Source organism: Nocardia grenadensis (genome assembly GCF_050942415.1).
Taxonomy (GTDB): Bacteria; Actinomycetota; Actinomycetes; order Mycobacteriales; family Mycobacteriaceae; genus Nocardia; species Nocardia grenadensis.
Genome location: NZ_CP192054.1, coordinates 165,387 through 185,676, shown reverse-complemented (window position 1 = coordinate 185,676; position 20,290 = coordinate 165,387). Strand labels below are relative to the sequence as shown.

At 66.8% G+C, this 20,290-nt stretch carries 17 protein-coding genes; 11 read left to right on the top strand and 6 right to left on the bottom strand.

What is annotated here, in order from left to right; genetic code table 11:
* Nucleotides 1–32: 32 nt before the first annotated feature.
* A complete protein-coding gene (locus tag ACQPYS_RS00780; RefSeq protein ID WP_063040640.1) occupies nt 33–1,235 on the bottom strand; it encodes a cysteine desulfurase-like protein in 1,203 nt (400 codons plus the stop codon).
* Between the two features lie 114 nt (nt 1,236–1,349).
* Here ACQPYS_RS00780 and ACQPYS_RS00775 point away from each other — a divergent pair, with 114 nt between their 5' ends.
* From ACQPYS_RS00775 to ACQPYS_RS00750, 6 genes are all read left to right on the top strand, one after another.
* Nucleotides 1,350–1,940, top strand: a complete 591-nt coding sequence (locus tag ACQPYS_RS00775; RefSeq protein ID WP_084481660.1) for a bacterial proteasome activator family protein — start codon at nt 1,350–1,352, stop codon at nt 1,938–1,940.
* 213 nt (nt 1,941–2,153) lie between these two features.
* Nucleotides 2,154–2,999 (top strand): galactan export ABC transporter permease subunit Wzm/RfbD, encoded by an 846-nt coding sequence (gene wzm / locus ACQPYS_RS00770; RefSeq protein WP_431939601.1) that lies wholly within the window; start codon nt 2,154–2,156, stop codon nt 2,997–2,999.
* Nucleotides 3,000–3,012: 13 nt separating this feature from the next.
* Nucleotides 3,013–3,879: a galactan export ABC transporter ATP-binding subunit Wzt/RfbE gene (gene wzt / locus ACQPYS_RS00765; protein WP_063040636.1), complete on the top strand. Its 867-nt coding sequence runs from the start codon at nt 3,013–3,015 to the stop codon at nt 3,877–3,879.
* Nucleotides 3,880–4,439: 560 nt separating this feature from the next.
* Nucleotides 4,440–5,354: a galactofuranosyltransferase GlfT1 gene (glfT1, locus tag ACQPYS_RS00760; RefSeq protein ID WP_431939602.1), complete on the top strand. Its 915-nt coding sequence runs from the start codon at nt 4,440–4,442 to the stop codon at nt 5,352–5,354.
* A gap of 125 nt (nt 5,355–5,479) precedes the next feature.
* Nucleotides 5,480–6,172, top strand: a complete 693-nt coding sequence (locus ACQPYS_RS00755; protein ID WP_433491448.1) for a hypothetical protein — start codon at nt 5,480–5,482, stop codon at nt 6,170–6,172.
* A 272-nt stretch (nt 6,173–6,444) separates the two neighbouring features.
* Nucleotides 6,445–7,296, top strand: a complete 852-nt coding sequence (locus ACQPYS_RS00750) for an SDR family oxidoreductase (RefSeq protein ID WP_433491447.1) — start codon at nt 6,445–6,447, stop codon at nt 7,294–7,296.
* Nucleotides 7,297–7,353: 57 nt separating this feature from the next.
* Here ACQPYS_RS00750 and ACQPYS_RS00745 read toward each other — a convergent pair whose 3' ends face one another.
* Complete coding sequence (locus ACQPYS_RS00745) at nt 7,354–9,258, bottom strand: glycosyltransferase (RefSeq protein ID WP_431939603.1); 1,905 nt, start codon at nt 9,256–9,258, stop codon at nt 7,354–7,356.
* Nucleotides 9,259–9,405: 147 nt separating this feature from the next.
* A complete protein-coding gene (locus tag ACQPYS_RS00740; protein ID WP_431939489.1) occupies nt 9,406–9,948 on the bottom strand; it encodes a GtrA family protein in 543 nt (180 codons plus the stop codon).
* Between the two features lie 322 nt (nt 9,949–10,270).
* Between ACQPYS_RS00740 and ACQPYS_RS00735 the strand changes: the two genes are divergently transcribed.
* Together ACQPYS_RS00735 and ACQPYS_RS00730 are read left to right on the top strand one after the other, a co-directional pair.
* Nucleotides 10,271–11,323, top strand: a complete 1,053-nt coding sequence (locus ACQPYS_RS00735) for a glycosyltransferase (RefSeq protein WP_245664743.1) — start codon at nt 10,271–10,273, stop codon at nt 11,321–11,323.
* Nucleotides 11,320–12,840 carry a DUF2142 domain-containing protein gene (locus ACQPYS_RS00730; protein ID WP_433491446.1) on the top strand — a complete coding sequence of 507 codons (1,521 nt, stop codon included), beginning with the start codon at nt 11,320–11,322 and terminating at the stop codon, nt 12,838–12,840. The genes ACQPYS_RS00735 and ACQPYS_RS00730 overlap by 4 nt, the downstream gene beginning before the upstream one ends.
* A gap of 52 nt (nt 12,841–12,892) precedes the next feature.
* Here the strand turns inward: ACQPYS_RS00730 and rfbB are convergent, their stop codons facing one another.
* A complete protein-coding gene (rfbB, locus tag ACQPYS_RS00725) occupies nt 12,893–13,903 on the bottom strand; it encodes a dTDP-glucose 4,6-dehydratase (RefSeq protein WP_431939492.1) in 1,011 nt (336 codons plus the stop codon).
* A gap of 304 nt (nt 13,904–14,207) precedes the next feature.
* On the opposite strand from rfbB, the gene ACQPYS_RS00720 reads away from it, so the two are divergent.
* Complete coding sequence (locus ACQPYS_RS00720; protein ID WP_431939493.1) at nt 14,208–14,927, top strand: hypothetical protein; 720 nt, start codon at nt 14,208–14,210, stop codon at nt 14,925–14,927.
* A gap of 73 nt (nt 14,928–15,000) precedes the next feature.
* Entirely contained in the window at nt 15,001–15,822 is an 822-nt protein-coding gene (locus ACQPYS_RS00715) for an LLM class F420-dependent oxidoreductase (RefSeq protein ID WP_433491445.1), read from the top strand.
* Between the two features lie 4 nt (nt 15,823–15,826).
* On the opposite strand, the gene ACQPYS_RS00710 is transcribed toward ACQPYS_RS00715, so the two are convergent.
* Nucleotides 15,827–17,767 carry a hypothetical protein gene (locus ACQPYS_RS00710; RefSeq protein ID WP_084481669.1) on the bottom strand — a complete coding sequence of 647 codons (1,941 nt, stop codon included), beginning with the start codon at nt 17,765–17,767 and terminating at the stop codon, nt 15,827–15,829.
* An 81-nt stretch (nt 17,768–17,848) separates the two neighbouring features.
* Nucleotides 17,849–18,889: an ATP-grasp domain-containing protein gene (locus tag ACQPYS_RS00705; RefSeq protein WP_431939604.1), complete on the bottom strand. Its 1,041-nt coding sequence runs from the start codon at nt 18,887–18,889 to the stop codon at nt 17,849–17,851.
* A gap of 525 nt (nt 18,890–19,414) precedes the next feature.
* Here ACQPYS_RS00705 and rfbA point away from each other — a divergent pair.
* A complete protein-coding gene (rfbA, locus tag ACQPYS_RS00700; RefSeq protein WP_433491444.1) occupies nt 19,415–20,287 on the top strand; it encodes a glucose-1-phosphate thymidylyltransferase RfbA in 873 nt (290 codons plus the stop codon).
* The last annotated feature ends 3 nt before the right edge of the window (nt 20,288–20,290 follow it).

The window sequence follows — 20,290 nt, the reverse complement described above, 5'->3', positions numbered from 1 at the left end:
GAGGCCCGCGCGCCCGAAAGCGGCCGGGCCGATCAGCCGAGCGCGGCCAGGGCCCGGCCGAACTGATCGATCTCCCGGCGAGTCGTGTACGGCGCGAGACCAATGGTCACCGCGCCGCCCTCGTCGTTCACACCCAATGCGTCCAGTAACCGGCTGCCGCCGTGCGAGCCCGCCAGCACATTGATGCGCTTGTCCGCCAGCTCGGCGGCGATCTTCTCCGCCTGCATACCGTCGATGGTGAAACTGACCGTCGGGATCCGGGTGGAGGCCCGGCCGATCACGGTGAGCCCGCCGATCTTCTCCAAGGTGCTCATCAGATGGTCGAACAGCTGGTCGTGGTAGTCCTGCAACGAGGTGATCGACAGTTCCAGCCGCTCCCGGCGGGTGCCGCGGGCCCGTTCGTCGAGCCCGGCCAGATAGTCGATCGAGGTGGTGAGACCGGCCAGCAGCGCGTACTGGTGCCCGCCGACCTCGAGCCGCTCGGGGCCCTTGGCGTAGGGGTTCAGCGACATGGACGGGATCCGGTCCAGGAACGCCGGGTCCCGGAAGACGAGCGCGCCGACCTGCGGACCGCCCCAGCTCGGCGCGCTCAACGCGACCACATCGGCGTTCAGGTCGTCGATACCGATCAGCGCGTACGGTGCGGCGCCGACCGCGTCCGCGACCAGCAGGCCGCCGACCTCGTGTACCCGTTCGGCCGCGACCCGCACCGAGGGCGCCGAACCCACGATCGGTGAGGCGGCAGTGAGCGCTACCAGCCGGGCGGTGGGCCCGATGAGCTCCTCGAACTGCCAGGCCGGCATCTCGCAGGTCTCGATCTCCACCTCGGCCCAGCGCACATGGGCGCCGTAGCGGTTGGCGATCCGCAGCCACGGCGCCACATTCGCCTCGTCGTCCAGCCGGGACAGCACGATCCCGGTGCCCAGGCCCAACCGGGAACTCAGGGATTCGGCGAGCCAGGCCAGTAGGACGGCGCGGTCCGGCCCCAGCACGACCCCGCTGGGATCCGCGCCGACCAGATCCGCGACGGCCACCCGGGCGTCGTGCAGCATATCGGCGCTGCGTTTGGCGGCATCGTGACGGCCGAGGTGGGAGAACGACGACGAGCGGAAACCGATGGACACCGCGCGCGAGACAGAATCCGGAACAAGCATGCCCGCCTGCGGAGCCAGGTTGATCCAGCCGTCGGCGAGGGAGGGGATCAGGCCCCGGACCCGCGCGACGTCGTAAGTCATGCAGGTCACTTTAAGGCAGCGCACATATTCCGGTAACCCTGGTCCGGGGTCTGCAACCCGCGTCACCACCACCGGCTTTAGCGCGTTCGGCGCGAACACGACATGATGGGGACCATGACGCAATCGGATGACGCATCGGATCCCGTTGTCGTGATCGGCCCCGAGGGCCGTCCGCTGGTGCTGCCCGCGGGCGCCGCGGCGAGCGCGTCCTACCCCGGGCGGGAGACGCCCGAGCAGGAGGGCGCCGAGCGCGACACCTCCGAATCGCTGGCCGATATGGTCGAGCAGCCGGCCAAGGTCATGCGGATCGGCACCATGATCAAACAGCTGCTCGAGGAGGTGCGGGCGGCCCCGCTCGACGACGCGAGCCGGACCCGGCTGGCCGAGATCCACAAATCCTCCATCCGGGAGCTGGAACAGGGCCTCGCACCGGAGCTGCGTGCGGAACTGGAACGGCTGGCCCTGCCGTTCAGCGAGGACGCCGTCCCCTCGGACGCGGAACTGCGTATCGCGCAGGCGCAGCTGGTGGGCTGGCTGGAGGGCCTGTTCCACGGCATCCAGACGGCGCTGTTCGCCCAGCAGATGGCCGCACGGGCACAGCTGGAGCAGATGCGCCAGGGCGCCCTGCCTCCGGGTATCCATACCGCCGAGGGTCGCGGCGCGCAGCCGGGCCCGTCCATCGGAGGCACCGGACAATACCTCTGAACGCGGTGGTGTATAGGCGGCCGGTACCGCGACTCGCCCACCGAGGTAGTGTCGTGCACCGTGCCTGCAGCTTCCGCTCGCTCCGACCTGGTAAACCCTGACGATCCGGAGAGCACCGACGAGAGCCCGGTGCGCCCCGACCACGACCCCGCCGCAGATGAGAAGCCCGTGAGTTCCGAGCAGACCCCGGTCGCCGGCGCCGATACCGCCGAGGTGACCGCCACGGATCCCATCCAGTCCGATTCGCAGTCCTGGTCCCGGGCCTGGCGCGATATCCGCGACGGGTTCGGGCAGCGCGAACTGTGGCTTTCACTGGGTTGGCAGGACATCAAACAGCGCTACCGGCGGTCGGTGCTGGGGCCGTTCTGGATCACCATCGCCACCGGTGTGCAGGCCACCGCCATCGGCATCCTGTACGCCGCGCTGCTCGGCCAGCCGCTCACCGAGTATCTGCCGTACGTGGCGGTCGGCCTGATCGTGTGGAACGTCATCAACGCTTCGATCCTGGAGGGCGCGGATGTCTTCGTCGCCAACGAGGGACTGATCAAACAGCTGCCGTCCGCGCTGAGTGTGCACGTGTACCGGCTGGTCTGGCGGCAGATCCTGTTCTTCGCGCACAACGCGGCGATCTACTTCGTCGTACTGGCGCTGTTCGGGGTCTGGCGTGAACTGCACTGGACCGCGATCTTCGCGATACCGGCCCTGATGCTGCTGTTCCTCAACGCCATGTGGGTCTCGGTGCTGTTCGGCATCTTCAGCACCCGCTACCGCGATATCGCGCCGATCCTGGGCAGTATGACGCTGATGCTGTTCGTACTCACCCCGGTGATGTGGAACACCAAGAGCCTGCAGGAGCAGGGCGGTCAGGTCGCCGAACGGGCCCGGCTGGCCGAAGTGGTGCCCACCTACCACTATCTGGAGATCGTGCGCGCACCGCTGCTCGGCGACGATCAGAAGCTGTACCACTGGGCGATCGTCGGCGCTATCACCGTGGTGGGCTGGATCGCGGCTGCTTTGGCAATGCGCCGGTACCGTTCGCGCGTGCCCTACTGGGTTTAGGAGTCAGGCGATCATGAGTGATCATGTGAGTATCGAAACCCGCAACGCGTGGGTGGAGTTCCCGATCTTCGACGCGAAATCCCGGTCGCTGAAAAAGGCGTTCCTGGGTAAGGCGGGCGGTTCGATCGGCCGCAACCAGTCCGATGTCGTGGTGGTCGAGGCCCTACGCGATATCAACCTGTCGCTGAAAGAGGGCGATCGGGTGGGCCTGGTCGGCCACAACGGCGCGGGCAAGTCCACGCTGCTGCGGCTGCTGTCCGGGATCTACGAGCCCTCGCGCGGTAGCGCGCGGATCCGCGGGCGGGTCGCGCCGGTGTTCGACCTGGGTGTCGGAATGGACCCGGAGATCTCCGGCTACGAGAACATCATCATCCGCGGCCTGTTCCTGGGACAGACTCGCAAGCAGATGCTGTCCAAGATCGACGAGATCGCCGATTTCACCGAACTCGGCGAATATCTGTCCATGCCGCTGCGCACCTATTCGACCGGTATGCGGGTCCGCTTGGCGATGGGCGTGGTGACCTCCATCGACCCGGAGATCCTGCTGCTCGACGAGGGGATCGGCGCGGTCGACGCGGAATTCATGAAGAAGGCGCGGATCCGGTTGCAGCAGTTGGTCGCCCGCTCGGGCATCCTGGTGTTCGCCAGCCATTCCAACGAGTTCCTGGCCCAGCTCTGCGATACCGCCATGTGGATCGATCACGGGCAGGTGCGATTGCAGGGCGGAATCGAAGAGGTCGTCCGGGCCTACGAGGGTCCGGACGCGGGTAATCATGTGGCGACGGTCCTACGGGAGATCGAGGCCGAGAAGTCCGATCGTGCCGACGACGCACCGGAGTCGGCCGACGGCGAACGAGAACTGGAGAACAACACAGCATGAGCGAGTCAGGCCCGAAGGCGGAAGCGGAGCGTGACCACGTAGGGCCCTCGATCATGCTCGAACAGAACAGCATGAGCGAGTCAGGCCCGAAGGCGGAAGCGGAGCGTGACCACGTAGGGCCCTCGATCATGCTCGAACAGAACAGCATGAGCGAGTCAGGCCCGAAGGCGGAAGCGGAGCGTGACCACGTAGAGCCCTCGACAGTGCCCGACGACAGCATGAGTGGGTCCGGCTCCGGGGCGGAAGCGGCGCGTGACCACGCCGGACCCTCGACAGTGCCCGACGACAACACGAGTGAGTCCGGCTCCGGCGCGGAAGCAGAGCGTGCCCCGGCAGCGTCCTCCCCCGTGCCCGGCGGACACAGCGGCAGCGAGTCGGCTCCAGAAGCGAAAGACGGTCGCCACGAGGCGGAGTCCACGCCGACAACCGATGAACAAACCGGCGAACCGACACCGGAAGTCCCGGAGGAGGTCGATGACACGGAGGCCTCGCCGGTCGCCGGTGGACGCGGCACCGCCGGCCTCCGACGTCCGGCTCCGGAGCACGACGCGGCCGCCGCGGTGCTACCGGAGGTCGAGTACGGACCGGACGCCAAGATCGTCGCCGTAGTGGTCACGCACAAGCGTCGCGAGCTGCTCGCCGAATCGCTGAAAGCCGTCGCCACGCAATCGCGCGCCGTCGATCACCTGATCGTGATCGATAACGGCAACGAGGCCGAAGTGGCCGAACTGGTGACGGAGCAGCCCATCGAGACCACCTATCTCGGTTCGGCGCACAATCTGGGCGGGGCGGGCGGTTTCGCGCTGGGCATGCTGCACGCGCTGAGCCTGGGCGCCGACTGGGTCTGGCTGGCCGACGACGACGGCCGGCCGGAGGGCCCCGAGGTACTGGCCACCCTGTTCGACTGCGCGCGACGCCACGAACTGGTGGAGGTCTCGCCGGTCGTCTGCGATATCGACGAACCGGACCGGTTGGCGTTTCCGCTGCGCCGCGGCGTGGTGTGGCGGCGCCTGCGATCGGAACTCGGCGGCGAGGACTTCCTGCCCGGCATCGCTTCGCTGTTCAACGGGGCCCTGATCTCCGCGCAGGCGGTGGACGTGATCGGCGTGCCGGATCTGCGGCTGTTCGTGCGCGGCGACGAGGTCGAGGTGCACCGGCGGCTGGTCCGGTCGGGGCTACCCTTCGGAACCTGCCTGCAAACCGCGTATCTGCACCCCAACGGCGCGGCCGAGTTCAAGCCGATCCTCGGTGGCCGGATGCACACCCAGTACCCGGACGATCCGGTGAAGCGGTACTTCACCTACCGCAACCGGGGCTACCTCATGTCCCAGCCGGGTATGCGAAAGCTACTGCCCCAGGAATGGATTCGTTTCTCCTGGTTCTTCCTGGTGACCCGCCGCGATCCGGCCGGATTGCGCGAGTGGTTCCATCTGCGCAGCCTCGGCCGCAACGAGCAGTTCCAGAAACCGGACTAGTCCGCGGCACACGCCGGCACTCGCATCGGTCGCCCACCGGACAACCAGGGTTGACGACCGATGCGAGAGATTCCTCCCCGCCGGGTAAGTTCGGCTGGCAATCTGCATGATTCGGGAGGAGATCGATGAGTTACCCCGGCGGTCAGCCGCCACAGGGCCAACCCGCCCCCGGCCAGTTCCCGCCGCCGCAGCAGCAGTTCGCGGCGCCGGCGCCGAACCAGGGTGGGCAGCCACAGTATCCAGGGGGGCCACAGGGCGGCCCGCAGCCGTGGGGAGCGCCGCCCCCCGGCCAGCCGCCGCAGGGCTACGGACAGCCGCCCGCCCAACCGCACTATGCCAGCGGTCCCTACGCACAACCGCCCGGCCAGCCCCCGGCCCAGTTCGGGCCGGGCAGGCAGCCCGGACCCTACGGGCAGCCGCCCCGGGCGGCGCCCAACGACCCACCGGGTATCACGGTGGACTGCTCCTACACCCCGATGATGTTCCTCCTGGCGATCACCAAACCCAAGATCACGGTGAACGGGCAGCGAGTGCCGAACACCAGGTGGGGTGCCAACCACATTCCGGTCGGTGCCGGCCAGTACCACCTGCGGGTCACCACGCCGTGGCTGTTCGATATGGGTCCCGCCGATATCGCGGTGCCCGTGCAGCCGGGGCAAGCGGTGCGGTACTACTACCGGACACCGGCGCTCATCTTCCTCAACGGGGCGATCGGTCCGGTACCGCAGAAGACCCCCGGCATGGTGGTCATGTACGTGATCTGGGCGTTCGTCGCCCTGATCTTCCTGCTGAACATCCTGGTGATCGCCACGATGTGAGCGGATGTCCGCATGCGGCGAGGTCCCCAGGGCCCCGCCGAATGCGGACCCGGCCCGCTCACGCGACCCGGTGCCTGCCGCCTGCGCGTCGGCGGTGCCCGCGCGCCCCGGCCGCATCCGAGCCGCGGGCACCGGTATCCGGTCGGCCGTCTGCCCGACACCAGGGCACCGGATCGCGCGGTCCCTGGGCAAGCCCCCACCTGTTGCCTACGCTCGAAGCGCAGCGCCGAACGTACGGCGGTCGGCGCCCGCGACCAACAGGAGGGCAGGCAATGACAGCTACCGGAGACAAACCGCTCGCCGGCCGGACGGTGATCATGTCCGGCGGCAGCCGCGGTATCGGGCTGGAGATCGCCAAACGGGCGGCCGCCGACGGCGCGAACATCACGCTGATCGCCAAAACCGATCAGCCCCATCCCAAACTGCCGGGCACCATCCACACCGCCGCCGCGGAACTGGAGGAGGCGGGGGCGACCGTACTGCCGTTCGTCGGCGATGTGCGGATCGACGAATCGGTCGCCGAGGCGGTCCGGCTGACCACCGAGCGCTTCGGCGGTATCGATATCGTGGTCAACAACGCCTCCGCCATCGATCTGTCTCCCACCGATTCGCTGGCGATGAAGAAGTACGACCTCATGCAGGACATCAACTGCCGCGGCACTTTCCTGCTGTCCAAGCTGTGCATACCGGCGCTGCGTGACTCCGCCGGCGCCGGCCGGAACCCGCATATCCTGACGCTGTCGCCGCCGCTCAATCTGGACCCCAAATGGGCCGGGTCCTCCCTGGGCTACACCATCGCCAAGTACGGGATGTCGCTGACCACGCTGGGGCTGGCCGAGGAACTGAAATCCGACGGTGTGGGCGTCAATTCACTCTGGCCGCGCACCACGATCGCGACCGCGGCCGTACGCAATCTGCTCGGTGGTGAGGAAATGGTCCGGACCTCGCGGACCCCGGATATCTACGCCGATGCCGCCTACCTGGTACTCACCTCACCGGCCACCGAGACGACCGGCAATTTCTTCATCGACGACGAGGTGCTCGCCACCCACGGCATCACCGACCTGGACAAGTACCGGGTGACCCCGGGCGACGAGTCCCTCACCACCGACCTGTTCCTCTGACGATCACGGGCCACGCCGCGTTACGGCGTGGCCCGTGCGGACAGCGGGCGTCCCGGGTCAGTTCCGGTCGGCGTCGATTCCGTACAGCCGCTCCCAGTTCTCCCGGCTGGTGAGTTCGGCGTGTGCGTCGCGGTAGCGCTGCTGCAGGTCCGGCAGTTCCTTGTACAGCCGGCGCAGTACCCGCACCGTGCGCAGCAGCAGGGCGCGGGCGGTCGCCTTGTCGCGCTTGCGGACCCGGACCCCGGACTGCGAGGCATCGGTGACCACGACATGGTCGAACAGCGAGACATGCCACCAGTGCGCGTCCTCGCGGGTGACCCCGACCAGCCCGTGCTGGACCTTGCCGGTCCACTGCTGGATCGCGCGTTTGATCAGCACTGCCAGCAGCCGGCTGGGTTCGCCGCCGGCGCGGCGTACACGGATCTCGGAGGCGTCCACCGGCGGCGTCGCCGCGGGGTGCTTCACGGTCTCGGTGTAGTCGGCGCGACTGGTCCGGGCCCGTTTCAGCGGCTCGATACCGCCGTCTCGCAGGATCGACGGCCCCGCCAGGAAGTCCTCGATGCCCTGCAGGGTGGTGTGCGCGAGCCCGTACTGCATCGCGACCAGGTATTCGGAGATGTTCCGGAGGAGCTGCCGGGTGATCGTGCCCGGGTCCAGGTCCGCGTGCATCGCGCTGACGATCAGCGAGTTGCGGGTGCTGAAGTACCGCGCCCAGTCGTCGAAGTCCTTCCAGTAGAAGTCCGCGTGCCAGACCGCCGCATTGGGCAGCGTGACCGTGACGAACCCGTGCTCGCGGGCGCGGACCCCGTATTCGACATCGTCCCACTGGAAGAAGATGGGCAGCGGCAGCCCGATCTTCTTCACCACCTCGGCCGGGATGAGACAGGTCCACCAGGCGTTGTATCCGGCGTCGACCCGGCGTTCCTGGTTCTTTTTCAGCATGCTGGTGTTGCGCAGCGCCTTGGGCACCTTCTGGCCGTGCATGAGCCGGTGCAGGTGCACATCCTCGGCGCCGACATTCAGGTAGTCGGGGTTGAGCAGGAACAGCATCTGCGCGCCGACCAGCGTCGGTTCCACGGTGAGGTTGGCGAAGGCCTGCAACCGCAGCACGGTCTCGGGTTCGCAGAGGATATCGTCGTCCATGAGGATGACATCGGCGTGTTCGTTGGCCGCGGACACCTCGTACAGCCCGCGGGTGAAACCGCCCGCACCGCCCAGATTGGGCTGGCGGATGTAGCGGAGTTTGTCCCCGAACATCGACCGCGTGGCCTGGTACAGCGGGCGATTCTCCACCAGATCGGTGCCCTGGTCCACCACGTACACCGCGTCGAGCGAGCCGAGGACGGTCTGGTCGGAAGCCAGTGCGGCAATGGTCTCGGCGCAGTCCTGGGCGCGATTGAAGGTGCAGATGGCGATGGCGACCGGGCGTACGGTCTCGGGTGCGGTCGCGGTCCAGGTGAGTTCGGAGATCTCCAGGTCGGCACCGACCGCTTCGAACTCCAGCCACAGAGCCCCGCCGTCGACGAACTGGTCCAGCGGCGCGGTCAGGGTCAGCGGACCGCTGCCGGTGACCTCGGCGGTGCCGACGATCCGGCGGTGCCCGGCGATATCGGAGGCCACGATCCGCACCCTGGCGTGCTTGCCGACCTGCAGGGTCATGGTGGCCTGCACCTCGGTGACCACGGTCCAGCGCTGCCAGTAGCTGGCGGCGAAACGGCCGAAGTAGGTGTTGGTGTGCGCGGTCGAGCCCTTGTCCAAGCGCAGGCTCATCCGGTCGCGGGTGGCACGGCCCTTGACCACCGCGTACAGCTCGTCGCTGATCTTCGCCGAGGGCCCGGTGAAGATGCCCCGGGCGAGCACCAGTCTGCGCGGAGCCCGGTGGTGTTCGGCGCGCAGCGACTCCGGCGCGACCGCAGCGTGATCGTTCGTCTCGGTAACGGCCTGCATAGCCGACTGGTCCATGAAGTCCTCGAAATCCTCAATATTTTCGCGCATGAGCGAGGGCCCTGCGTGGTTACGCTCCGCTACCGCCTCCGGGCCTGACCAACTCATACTGTGCCGACTGGACAAACATGTCCCTGAATACGGTTCGCGGCGGGCCCGAGGATATCAATCAGCCACGCCGGTCGCCCGGTTGGTCGTTTCCCTATCGGGTTCCCCGGTAAACACGAACTTGTCATAAGCCCAATACCGGAAGACCACGGCAACGATCTGACCGATCAATGTTCCAGAGATATTGTCCGCCAGCGGCGTGGCCAGATCCAGGACGTACCTGGAGAAACCCAGGCAGCCCAATTGCAGGCCGATCGCGATCACATTGATCGCCGCGTAGCGCACGTACTCGCGGACCGGACTGCCGGACTGCTTGTGCGAGAACGTCCACCACTTGTTGCCGAAGTAGGTGACCACCGTGGCCACCCCGATCGCGATGATCTTGGCGGGCAGCGGCGCGGAGTACATGAGACCCTCGCCACCCCAGGCGCCCAGATTGAACACCAGCAGGTTGTAGGTCCCCGCATCGACCAGGAAGCCGATCACGCCGACGACCAGGAACGCCGCGCTCTGCCGCAGCCCGGTCCGCAGGCGCTCGGCGAGCGAGCGGGGGGCCGGCGCGTCGGCGGCGACAGCGGCCGTGGGCTCACCAGATGACACGCGCCGACGGTACCGCAGCGACCTGAGCCATCTTCTGTGGCACGGCATGAGCGGTTCAGGCTCGGAGGCGGCAGCGCAGCATCACCACGCAGGGCCCCCGCTCATGCCCGACGAAAACAGCATGAGCGGGTCAGGCCCTGAGGCGGCAGCACAGCGCAACCACGCAGGGCCCCCGCTCATGCCCGACGAAAACAGCATGAGCGGGTCAGGCCCTGAGGCGGCAGCACAGCGCAACCACGCAGGGCCCTCGCTCATGCCCAATGTCACAGACCCGGTACTCTCCCCGTGTTCCCATATCCGTCGATTTCGAGGATTTGACCAGGTGGAATCCACCGACGAATTGCGCATTGCGGCCGTCGTCCCGTGTCACAACGAAGAGGCGTCGGTCGCCAAGGTCATCGCAGACCTGAAGGCCGCGGTGCCCGGAATTGTCGTCTACGTGTACGACAATCTCAGCACCGATGCGACCGCCGAGAAGGCCCGGGCCGCCGGCGCGATCGTGCGGGCGGAGCGGGCCAAGGGCAAAGGCAATGTGGTGCGCCGCGCTTTCGCCGATATCGAGGCCGACATCTATCTCATGATCGACGGCGACGACACCTACGAGGCGTCCGCGGCGCCGGCGATGATCGAAACACTGCTGTCGGGCCCGTACGACCATGTCCTCGGCGTCCGGAAACAGGACGAGAGCGGATCGGCCTACCGGGCGGGCCACGAAACCGGGAACAAAGTCCTCAACGGCGTGGTGGGCAAGGTTTTCGGCGAGAACGTCGAGGATATGCTCAGCGGCTTCCGGGTATTTTCCCGGCGCTTCGTGAAGAGCTTCCCCGCGGTCTCCCGGGAATTCGAGATCGAAACCGAACTCACCGTGCACTCACTGCACCTGCGGGTCCCGCAGACGGCGGTGCCGGTCGGTTTCCGGGACCGGCCGGCCGGCAGTGAGAGCAAACTGCGCACCTACCACGACGGTTTCAAGATCCTCGCCCTCATCGTCGGATTGGCTCGGCACGAGCGGCCGGTCGCCTTCTACGGCCTGCTGGGTACGGTCGGCTGGCTCATCTCGGTGGTGCTGACCGTCCCGATCATCATCGAGTACTACGACACCCACACCGTGCCCCGTTTCCCGACCCTGTTCCTGGCCTGCACCTTGCTGCTGGTCGGTTTCCTGGCCTGGACCGCCGGTCTGATCCTGGACGGTATTCGCCGGTCCCGACACGAAGCGGCACGCCTGATCTATCTCCGCTACGAGGCCCCCGGCGCGAGCGCCGCGGCCGCCATGAGCACGTCGGCCCCGGCGGCGGTAGCGCAGCGTAACCACGCAGGGTCCGCGCTCATGCCCGGACAGCACAGCGACCAGGTGGGCGGGGACATCCGTTGACCGCCGAGACCGCGGCCCGCCCTGCCGGAGACGAGCAGGCCGCGGGTCGTTCCTTCCTGGCCGGTCCCCGGCACGCCGGAGAGGTCCTGTCCCGCAGGATGGGTCCGGCGACCATCGCGTTCGCCCTGCTGGCCGGGATCTTCGGGCTCGTCTTCGCGGTGATGAGCCCGCCGTTCTGGGGTCACGACGAGATTACCCAGTTCGGGCGCGCCTACCAGGTGGCCCACGGCGGACTGAACCCCACCCGGATCGACGACGACCGTGGCGTCGCCTACGGCGGTGAGGTGCCGGCGGCGATCGAAGCGCTGATGGGCTACGCCCTGGACGATTACACCCACAATCCGGGCGAACCGTATCCCGATGTGGCCGATCCGGCCGCCTACCAGCGGCTCAGCGATGCCCCGGTCACCGACGAACGCAAGATCATCTGGTTCACCAATACCGCCGCCTACTCCGCGGTCCCCTATGTGCCCAATGCGATCGGTATCGGATTCGCCGAACTGATCGACGCCGACGCCGGCACCATGCTGCGTCTCACCCGGCTGTCCGGGCTGGCCGCCTACCTGCTCGTGGTCGGCTTCGCCCTGTGGGCGTTGCGGGCACATCGCGTCCAGTGGCTGGTCTTCACCGTGGCCGTCCTGCCCATCGCCGTGTTCCAGGCCGGGACGGTCACCGCCGATACCCTCACCAACGCGCTGGCCGTCCTGGTGTCGGCGCTCCTGGTGAAGGCCCTGTTCCTCGGGGACCGGCTGGGCCGGGTGGAAACCGTCGCGGTGCTGGGTACCGCGATCGCGCTGCCGCTGTGCAAACCCACCTATGTGCTGCTGGCCATGCTGGTGGTGCTGATTCCGGCCGAGCGGATGGGCCTGACCGGTTGGCGCCGGTGGCTCACCTGGGTGTGCGCGGCGATCGGTGCGATCGGGTTCGCGGTATGGATGAAGATCGCCGCGCCCACCGGCGAGGGCACCAGCCTGATGCGGCCCCCACACCAGTGGTACACGGTGGACACCGGCGAGCAGTTGATGGGCATCATCACCGACCCGTTCGGCTTCCTGCGGACCTTCTGGGAGAGCATTCTGCGGCGTGACCAGGAGTGGTTCCCCGAATTCTTCGGGGAACTCGGTTTCGCCTACATCAACGTGCCGGCTACCGCGATCGTGGCCTGCCTGCTGGCCTTCGCGGTGAGCGTGGGGACGGCGGAACGCCTCGACCGCCCGGATTTCCGGCGCACGCTGGTGGTGGCGCTGACCATGGCGGCCAGTGTCGCGATGATCTACGTCACCCTCTATATGTCCTTCACCCCGGTCGGCTACTACATCATCGACGGCGTCCAGGGCCGCTATTTCGTTCCGCTGGCCATTGTGTCGTTCGCGGTACTGCTGCGCTGGATGCCCTTCCGGCTCCGCGGCCCCGGCGACCGCGAACCCGGCCGCTACGCCGCAGTGACCATCGTCGTCGCGACACTGATCGCCCTGATCGCCTCGGTGGCGAAGTACCACATCTACGTCTGGGCCTGACCGCGATCGCACCGGATACGCCCGGTCCACGCTACGGCGGGGCCGGGCGTTGTCATGACACGGAGATGGTCCGCTCCCCCGCGTCGGTGTACGCCCGCTCGGTAGCGGCTTTGACCGGACGCCACCAGGATTCGTTATCCCGGTACCAGGCGACCGTGGCCGACAGCCCCGCCCGGAAGTCCGCGTAACGCGGCTGCCAGCCGAGTTCCGCGCGGAGCGGGCCCGCGTCTATCGCGTACCGCTGGTCGTGTCCGGCGCGATCGGTGACATGGTCGAAATCGCCGGGATCCCGCCCGAATTCGGCGAGGAGTAGTTCCACCACCGTCCGGTTGTCCAGTTCACCGTCGGCCCCGATCAGGTAGGTCCGGCCGATCCGGCCCCGGTCGAGGACATCCCAGACCGCGCGATTGTGGTCCTCCACGTGGATCCAGTCACGGATCTGATGTCCGGCGCCGTAGAGCCGGGGGCGTACCCCGTCGATCAGATTGGTGATCTGGCGGGGAATGAATTTCTCCACGTGCTGGTACGGCCCGTAGTTGTTGGAGCAGTTCGACAGCGTGGCACGCAGGCCGAAGGAACGCACCCAGGCGCGCACCAACATATCGCTGGCGGCCTTGGTCGCCGAGTACGGGCTCGACGGGTTGTAGGCGGTGCGTTCGGAGAACGGGGGGTCGTCGGGGCCGAGGTCCCCGTACACCTCGTCGGTGGAGACATGGTGGTACCGCACATCGTGGCGGCGGACCGCCTGGAGCAGCGAATAGGTGCCGACGATATTGGTCTGCACGAACGGCCAGGGTTCGGCCAGCGAGTTGTCGTTATGTGATTCGGCGGCGAAATGGACCACCGCGTCCACCCCGCTCACCAGTTCATCGACCAGGTCCAGGTCGGCGATATCGCCGTGGACGAAGTCGATCCGATCGGCCACCGGGGCGAGCGAGGCCCGGTTGCCCGCGTAGGTGAGCGCGTCCAGCACGGTCACCGTCGTATCCGGCCGTTCGGCGACCGTGTGCTGAACGAAGTTGGCTCCGATGAACCCGGCTCCACCGGTCACGAGTAGGCGCACCCGTTCACTCTACGTCCTGGTCACCAGGCCGGGCGGCGCTCGGTGGCACCCCGGCGCTCCCGGCCCGGCGTCCGGCTCCGTGCGCCGCGTCGCAGGGTGCTCCGAACTACACCGAGGGTCGATCAGGAACACGAGATTTTCCGAAAAAGCAAGAGTGCGACGGGTTTTCGGGACCCCCTAGGCCAGAGGCCGCTACCGGGCCATTAACCTTTTTGTCTGGATTCGACCGGGCCCCACCGGGCGGTCGCTTCCGTTCGATTGACACGTATCTGTGCCCGCACTCCCATATGAGGTGAATACATCCATGCTCGTCAGGAGTTTGACCACGATGTCGACGCTGCTCATCGCCGCGCTCGGTATCGCATCCGGCAGCGCCCACGCCACACCCACCGCTCGGCCGGCGCCGGTCGGCTTCACCGCGGAGGTTGTGGACGGGCGTTCCGTCGTCACCACCGATTCGGGGTCCATGGTGGTCGAGGACGGTACCTTCAAGATCAAAGCGGCCGATGGCACGGTGGTGGCCGGCACACCGCTGACATTCCGGCTCGACGATTTCGAGTTCCCCATCGCGGCGGCGATCTCCGGCCACACCGCGACGCTCACCCCGCAACTCGACCCGGACCGGGCGGTGTACCGACCGGCCGCGCTGCCCCATCAGGAATCAGCGCCCTGGAAGACCCCCTACGACCGTGAGGTCGCCGCCTTCACCCGGCTCAAGGACACCATTGCCACCGGAGCCGCGGTCGGCACCGCGGTCGGCGGACTGGGCGGCGCCGCGGTCGGCTGTGTGCTCGGGGGCATCGCCGGCGCGACCGTGGCCGCGGCGACCATCGTCGGGCTCTTCGGTCCGTTCGTGCCGGCCGCGGTGATCGGCTGCCTCGGCGGAATCGTCGCGATCGGTGCCCTGGGCACGGTGGCCGGCCAGCTCTTCGTCACCGCCCCGGTGATCATCGGCGCGGTGATCCAGTACGTCACCACCGTCAACGAACCGTTCCCGCCGACCGGCTCGACTCCGGCTCGGTAACCTGCGGATATTCTCGTCCGCCACGGTGTCCACCCGCGAAATAATCGCGGGTGGACACGGCGTTCGTCTTGTCATGAGGATCGGCGTCAATACCTTCCTGACCGATGAGGGAATCAGCGGGACCGCACTCGGGCCGGCACTCGAGGAACGCGGTTTCGAATCACTGTTCCTCGCCGAGCATTCGCATATCCCGGCGAGCCGGGAGTCCCCCTACCCCGGCGGCGGCGACCTCCCGCGGGTCTACTACCGCACCTTCGATCCCTTCGTCGTACTCGGCGCGATCGCTGCGGTCACCGACCGGCTCGTCCTGGGAACAGGGGTCACGCTGCTCGTTCAGCGCGACGTCATCCACACCGCCAAAGAGGTCGCCACCCTCGATCACCTCTCCGGCGGCCGTGTGGTCTTCGGCGTAGGCGTCGGCTGGAACCGCGAGGAGATGGCCGACCACGGCACCGATCCGCGCACCCGCGGCGCCCTGCTGGACGAACAACTCGAGGCGATCATCCGCATCTGGACCGAGGACCTCGCCGAATACCACGGGCGATTTGTCGATTTCGACCCGATCTACGCCTGGCCGAAACCGCACCGGCAACCCCATCCGCCCGTATTCATCGGAGGTGGCGAAGCCGCGGCGCGGCGCGCGCTCCGGCACGGCGTGGGCTGGATCCCCAACGGCGTCTCCGATCCCGCCGCGGTACCGGCCCAGCTCGCGGAGTTCACCGCGAGTGGTCTGCCCGTGACGGTCACCCCGGCACCGACGGACCCGGCGGTACTGGACGCCTACGCCGAGGCCGGAGTGGAACGGGTTACCTTGAAGCTGGAAACGCGGCCGGAAGCGGATTCCCTGCGCGATCTGGACGAACTCGCGAAACTGCTGGAGCGGTACCGGGTCTGAACGCTCAGGCGGGCAGCCGGTCGGCGCCCCAGCTGCGGTGCACATAGCCCACCACCCGATCCAGCTCCTCCCGGTCCACCGAGGCCAGTTCGCCGGGCTCCAGCGGATCGAAATGGAAGATATAGAGACGCGAGGCGAACTGTTCGAACGGCAGCGATGCCTCACCGAACCGTTCGCCGTGCCCGGCGGTACCGACCACCACGCCGTCTCCCCAGTCCTGCCCGCTGTCATTGTTCGGGTTGTAGAAATAGACCCGCATCCGCTCCTGTGGGTCCAGCGCAACCCGCAGCACCGTGATCGCATGCCAGCCGACGAATCGGGCGGCGCTGTCGGTCACCGCGATTCCGGCCGGCTGCGGGTGGATCAGCGGCTGGTTGCCGTTGTGGAAGGGGTGGTAGCTCGCGTAGAAATGCCGCAGGAACTCGTCGAGATCGGTCAGGTTGCCGGTCGCCACGTCGACATTGATCCGGAAGCCGCGCCCGGACCACCACCCGTGGAATTCCGGGTTGATCCAGCGGTGCGGATCGCCCTCCCGATCCACGCAGCGGCGGCCCATCTCCGCGTAGATCCGGTCCAGATGGGGCACGACCAGCAGCGATACCGGATCAAGGTCCACCGGCAGCTCGGTGGCGACCCCGCCGGCACTGTCGCGCGAGGAGATCGGCTCGCCCTCGAAATGCATGACGACCTCGTCGTCGCGGGCGGCCCAGGCCAGTGTCTGCAGCAGATAGTCGGGGTCGTTGTAGGCCCACATGGACAGCGCTCGCGCGGACTGACAGGTCGGGTTGTCACCCTGGCCGATCCCGAGCGGCAGCCCGAGTACCGACAACATGCCCGCCAGCAACCGGGCGCGGGGAGCCGGGTCCGCTCCGAAGGCCTGCGTCAGGCGTTGCCGGGCATGCGCCGACAGTTGCAGCGCCAGCTGCCGCCACAGGGCCGGGGCCACCGGGGGCTGGTACAGGATGCCGCGTTCCAGCATCAGCGCCAGCCCGTAGATACACTGCGCCGTCTCGACGTGCACGGCCTCGTCGATCAGCTGCCGCACCAGTTCGTGGTAGCAGAGCAGGCATTCGCGCCCGGTGCTGGACAATCCCAGTGCCTCGCCCAGTAGGTACTCGCCCTTGTTCAGCAGGAAGCGCAGCAGGACGGCGTGGTACGGCGACACCAGGCCCGTATCGTGCATCGAGCGCGCGAAACCCGCTGTCTCGTACTGCAGGGCGCTGTCGTCCATGGTTTCCAGCCGGGTGCGATACACCTCGACACCGGGATCCTCACGGCAGGCGTCGGTGGTGCCGTACAGACTGCTGATCAGCCGGTCCGCGCCCAGCCCACCGGCGCCCAGATCGATATCCGGATTGCTGCGCGCCACCGCGATCTGGGTGATCATCCGTTTCACCGAGTCGACCTGGATCGGGCGCTGCCGCAGAATCCGCCAGATCTCGTCGACCAGATTCTCCAGGACCTTCTCGTAGCCCACCTCCTCCACCAGGTGGCGCAGCAACTCCCGGGGCACCTGGGCCATCCGTCCCTGCTGGGTCCGCTCGGCCTCGGACGGCGGGGTGAACAGCAACGACAGGTTGATGGCGAGCACCTGCGACACATGGTGGTGGGCCTGCTCCGCGGAGATCTGCGGATGCACATACGCCCCCTTGGCGACCTCCAGCAACCGTAGATTGCTCACCGTCTCCAGGACGACGGTGTCCGGATTGGTGCTGCGCAGCGAGCCGCTGCTCAGCGACGGGATGAGGATCTGCGGGCGTGCCCAGTCGGTACCGAGGAACAGTCCGGCGGTATCCAGCCGCGCCGCGCGTGACCGCACCGCGGCGCAGCCTTCGGGCAGCAGCAGTACGCGGCGCAGCGCGCCGAATACTCGCGACAGCTTGACCTGCTTGCCGAAATCACCGGCATCCGCAAGTGCCTGGGTGGCCTCGTCCAATCGGGCCATATGCCTGTCCATGGACTCCCCGCCGCTGTTGAGTGGACTCAATCGCCGAACCTCCCCGACGAACCCGTTGCCGACAACGGATCAAATATAGAAATCGAGCTCTTCCTGCCTTTTCAACAGGTCCCGGAGAGTGTACGGGTCCTCTCCGAAGAAGTACAGAAGACCCCAATGGTTTCCAAAAGCCGTACGCTTCATCACTTTTTCGGTCAGCGGAGCGGTGAGCTCGTGTGTATCGAAATATTCGTGATCTTCGGTCTCCTCCGGCACCGACAATCGGCTGACCACCCGGCGGCGCGGATAGACTCCGAAGGTACCCGCATGCCCCTTGGCCTCGACCACCTCCTGTGGGAAGAATTCCGTGATCTCGTCTTCCGTCGTCTTGGGGTCGAATGCGAGCACCAGCCCGTGGTAGGCATTGAAACCGTACGCTCGCTCCAGCAACTCGAACACTTTGAATCCGGGCGGCCGGTAGGCGACCTCACCGAAATACATCTCACCGTCGCTGGTCACGAAGTACTCGGGGTGGACGAACCCGAATTCGATATCGAACGTTTTGATCAGCCGCTCCACCTGGCGGGTTATCTCCGGCCTGTACTTCTCCAGTTCCGGGGTCGCCGGGACGAAAACGGAGTAGCCGAGGGTCACATATTCCGAAATATTCAGGAACCGTATCTTACCGTCGTGGATCCACGCCTCGACCGCGAACTCCCACCCGTCGAGATGGGATTCCATCAGCACCGGGAATTCGTCGTCGGGGATGGTCTCGATCTCGTCGGGCGTCCGGATGACCCGGTGGCCGAGGCAACCGGCCTTGTCGAAAGCCTTGATGTGGATGGGGTCGTTGGGGTCGCCGTCGAGTTTCATCAAGGTCTGGTTGACCCGTTTCAGGAAACGGATCACGTCATCGCGCTCGTGCGCTTCCTCGAAGATCCCCACCCTGATACCGCCGAGCTGCGCACGCCGTTTCATCAGAGCTTTGTCCCGCAGCAGCATGGCCTGACCGAAGAGCCGCGGGTTGTCCATCAGTACGGAATTTATGGCTCCCGCCCATTCGACAGTTTCCTCGAAGATCGGAATGGCTACGTCGACGCCCATGTCACGTAATGTCTCGGCGATTTCCACCGAACGCTCGTTCAGCCGTTCGAAATTCCAGGGGATATATGGTATCCCGTGCTCCGCACAGTATTCCTCCGCCCATTCCGGGGCCACCACCACGTAACGCCTATCGAAACGATCTATCGCCTCGACCGCATTGAGACTCCAACCCAAAAGCGCTACATACCCCTTCTCCGGGTTTCGTTTTCTCGCGTCCACAGCCGGAACCGACAAAGCCTCTCCCCTCTCAATCCCGTTTCGCACCTATCAGATCTCGAGGGCGCAATATCACGGCCGTACACGGAAAACCGCGGCGGCACAGAATTCGGGCGGATACTCGACCGAATCCTCAAAAAAATATCGAAACGGATCTGGATCGGACCCCTGTATCGCCCTCATTGTCGGTGAGTACCCAGAAAGCGCGCCACCAAACGGTGCCGAGGACGCGGCGGCCCGCGGCCCGCCGCGCGGTCCCGGCCCACTGCATCCGGCGGCGCGGCGAAGTACCGCCGCACGTACCCGCTCGCACCCGGGCTGGCACACTGACCGAACATGCGCGGAATCATTTTGGCGGGCGGCACCGGGTCGCGTTTGCATCCGATCACGCGCGGGGTGAGCAAACAGCTGGTCCCGGTCTACGACAAACCGATGATCTACTACCCGCTGTCCACTCTCATGCTGGCCGGAATCCGGGACATCCTGGTGATCACCACACCCGAGGACGCCGCGTCCTTCCAGCGCCTACTGGGCGACGGCGCCCAGTTCGGTATCGCGATCGACTACGTCGTGCAGCCGGTCCCCGACGGTCTGGCCCGGGCGTTCGTACTGGGCGCCGACCATATCGGCCGCGATCCGGCCGCACTGGTGCTGGGCGACAACATCTTCCACGGCCCCGGCCTCGGCACCGGCCTGAGCCGGTTCGCCGCGATCGACGGCGGCGCGATCTTCGCCTACCGGGTATCCGATCCGACCGCCTACGGCGTGGTCGAATTCGCCGACGGCAAGGCGATCTCCATCGAGGAGAAACCCAAACTGCCGCGATCCAACTATGCGGTCCCGGGACTGTATTTCTACGACAACGACGTGGTGGAGATCGCGCGCGGGCTGCGCCCCTCCGCCCGCGGCGAATACGAGATCAGCGATATCAACCGGGCTTATCTGGAGGCGGGCAAGCTCAGTGTCGATGTGCTGGCCCGCGGTACCGCCTGGCTGGACACCGGCACCTTCGACTCACTGCTGGACGCGGCCAACTATGTCCGCACCATCGAGGAGCGGCAGGGTCTGAAGATCGGAGTGCCCGAGGAGGTCGCGTGGCGAATGGGCTATATCGACGACGAGCAGCTGTGCCTGCTCGCCGACCCGCTCACCCGCTCCGGCTACGGTGGATACCTGCTCGATCTGCTCGAGCGCGGACGAAGTTGGTGAGTG

What these genes read in the sequence shown, in the direction of transcription:
- ACQPYS_RS00780 (WP_063040640.1), bottom strand. Translation starts at nt 1,235, where the DNA reads ATGACTTACGACGTCGCGCGGGTCCGGGGCCTGATCCCCTCCCTCGCC.
- ACQPYS_RS00775 (WP_084481660.1), top strand. Translation starts at nt 1,350, where the DNA reads ATGACGCAATCGGATGACGCATCGGATCCCGTTGTCGTGATCGGCCCC.
- wzt (WP_063040636.1), top strand. Translation starts at nt 3,013, where the DNA reads ATGAGTGATCATGTGAGTATCGAAACCCGCAACGCGTGGGTGGAGTTC.
- ACQPYS_RS00755 (WP_433491448.1), top strand. Translation starts at nt 5,480, where the DNA reads ATGAGTTACCCCGGCGGTCAGCCGCCACAGGGCCAACCCGCCCCCGGC.
- ACQPYS_RS00750 (WP_433491447.1), top strand. Translation starts at nt 6,445, where the DNA reads ATGACAGCTACCGGAGACAAACCGCTCGCCGGCCGGACGGTGATCATG.
- ACQPYS_RS00745 (WP_431939603.1), bottom strand. Translation starts at nt 9,258, where the DNA reads ATGGACCAGTCGGCTATGCAGGCCGTTACCGAGACGAACGATCACGCT.
- ACQPYS_RS00720 (WP_431939493.1), top strand. Translation starts at nt 14,208, where the DNA reads ATGCTCGTCAGGAGTTTGACCACGATGTCGACGCTGCTCATCGCCGCG.
- ACQPYS_RS00715 (WP_433491445.1), top strand. Translation starts at nt 15,001, where the DNA reads ATGAGGATCGGCGTCAATACCTTCCTGACCGATGAGGGAATCAGCGGG.
- ACQPYS_RS00710 (WP_084481669.1), bottom strand. Translation starts at nt 17,767, where the DNA reads ATGGCCCGATTGGACGAGGCCACCCAGGCACTTGCGGATGCCGGTGAT.
- rfbA (WP_433491444.1), top strand. Translation starts at nt 19,415, where the DNA reads ATGCGCGGAATCATTTTGGCGGGCGGCACCGGGTCGCGTTTGCATCCG.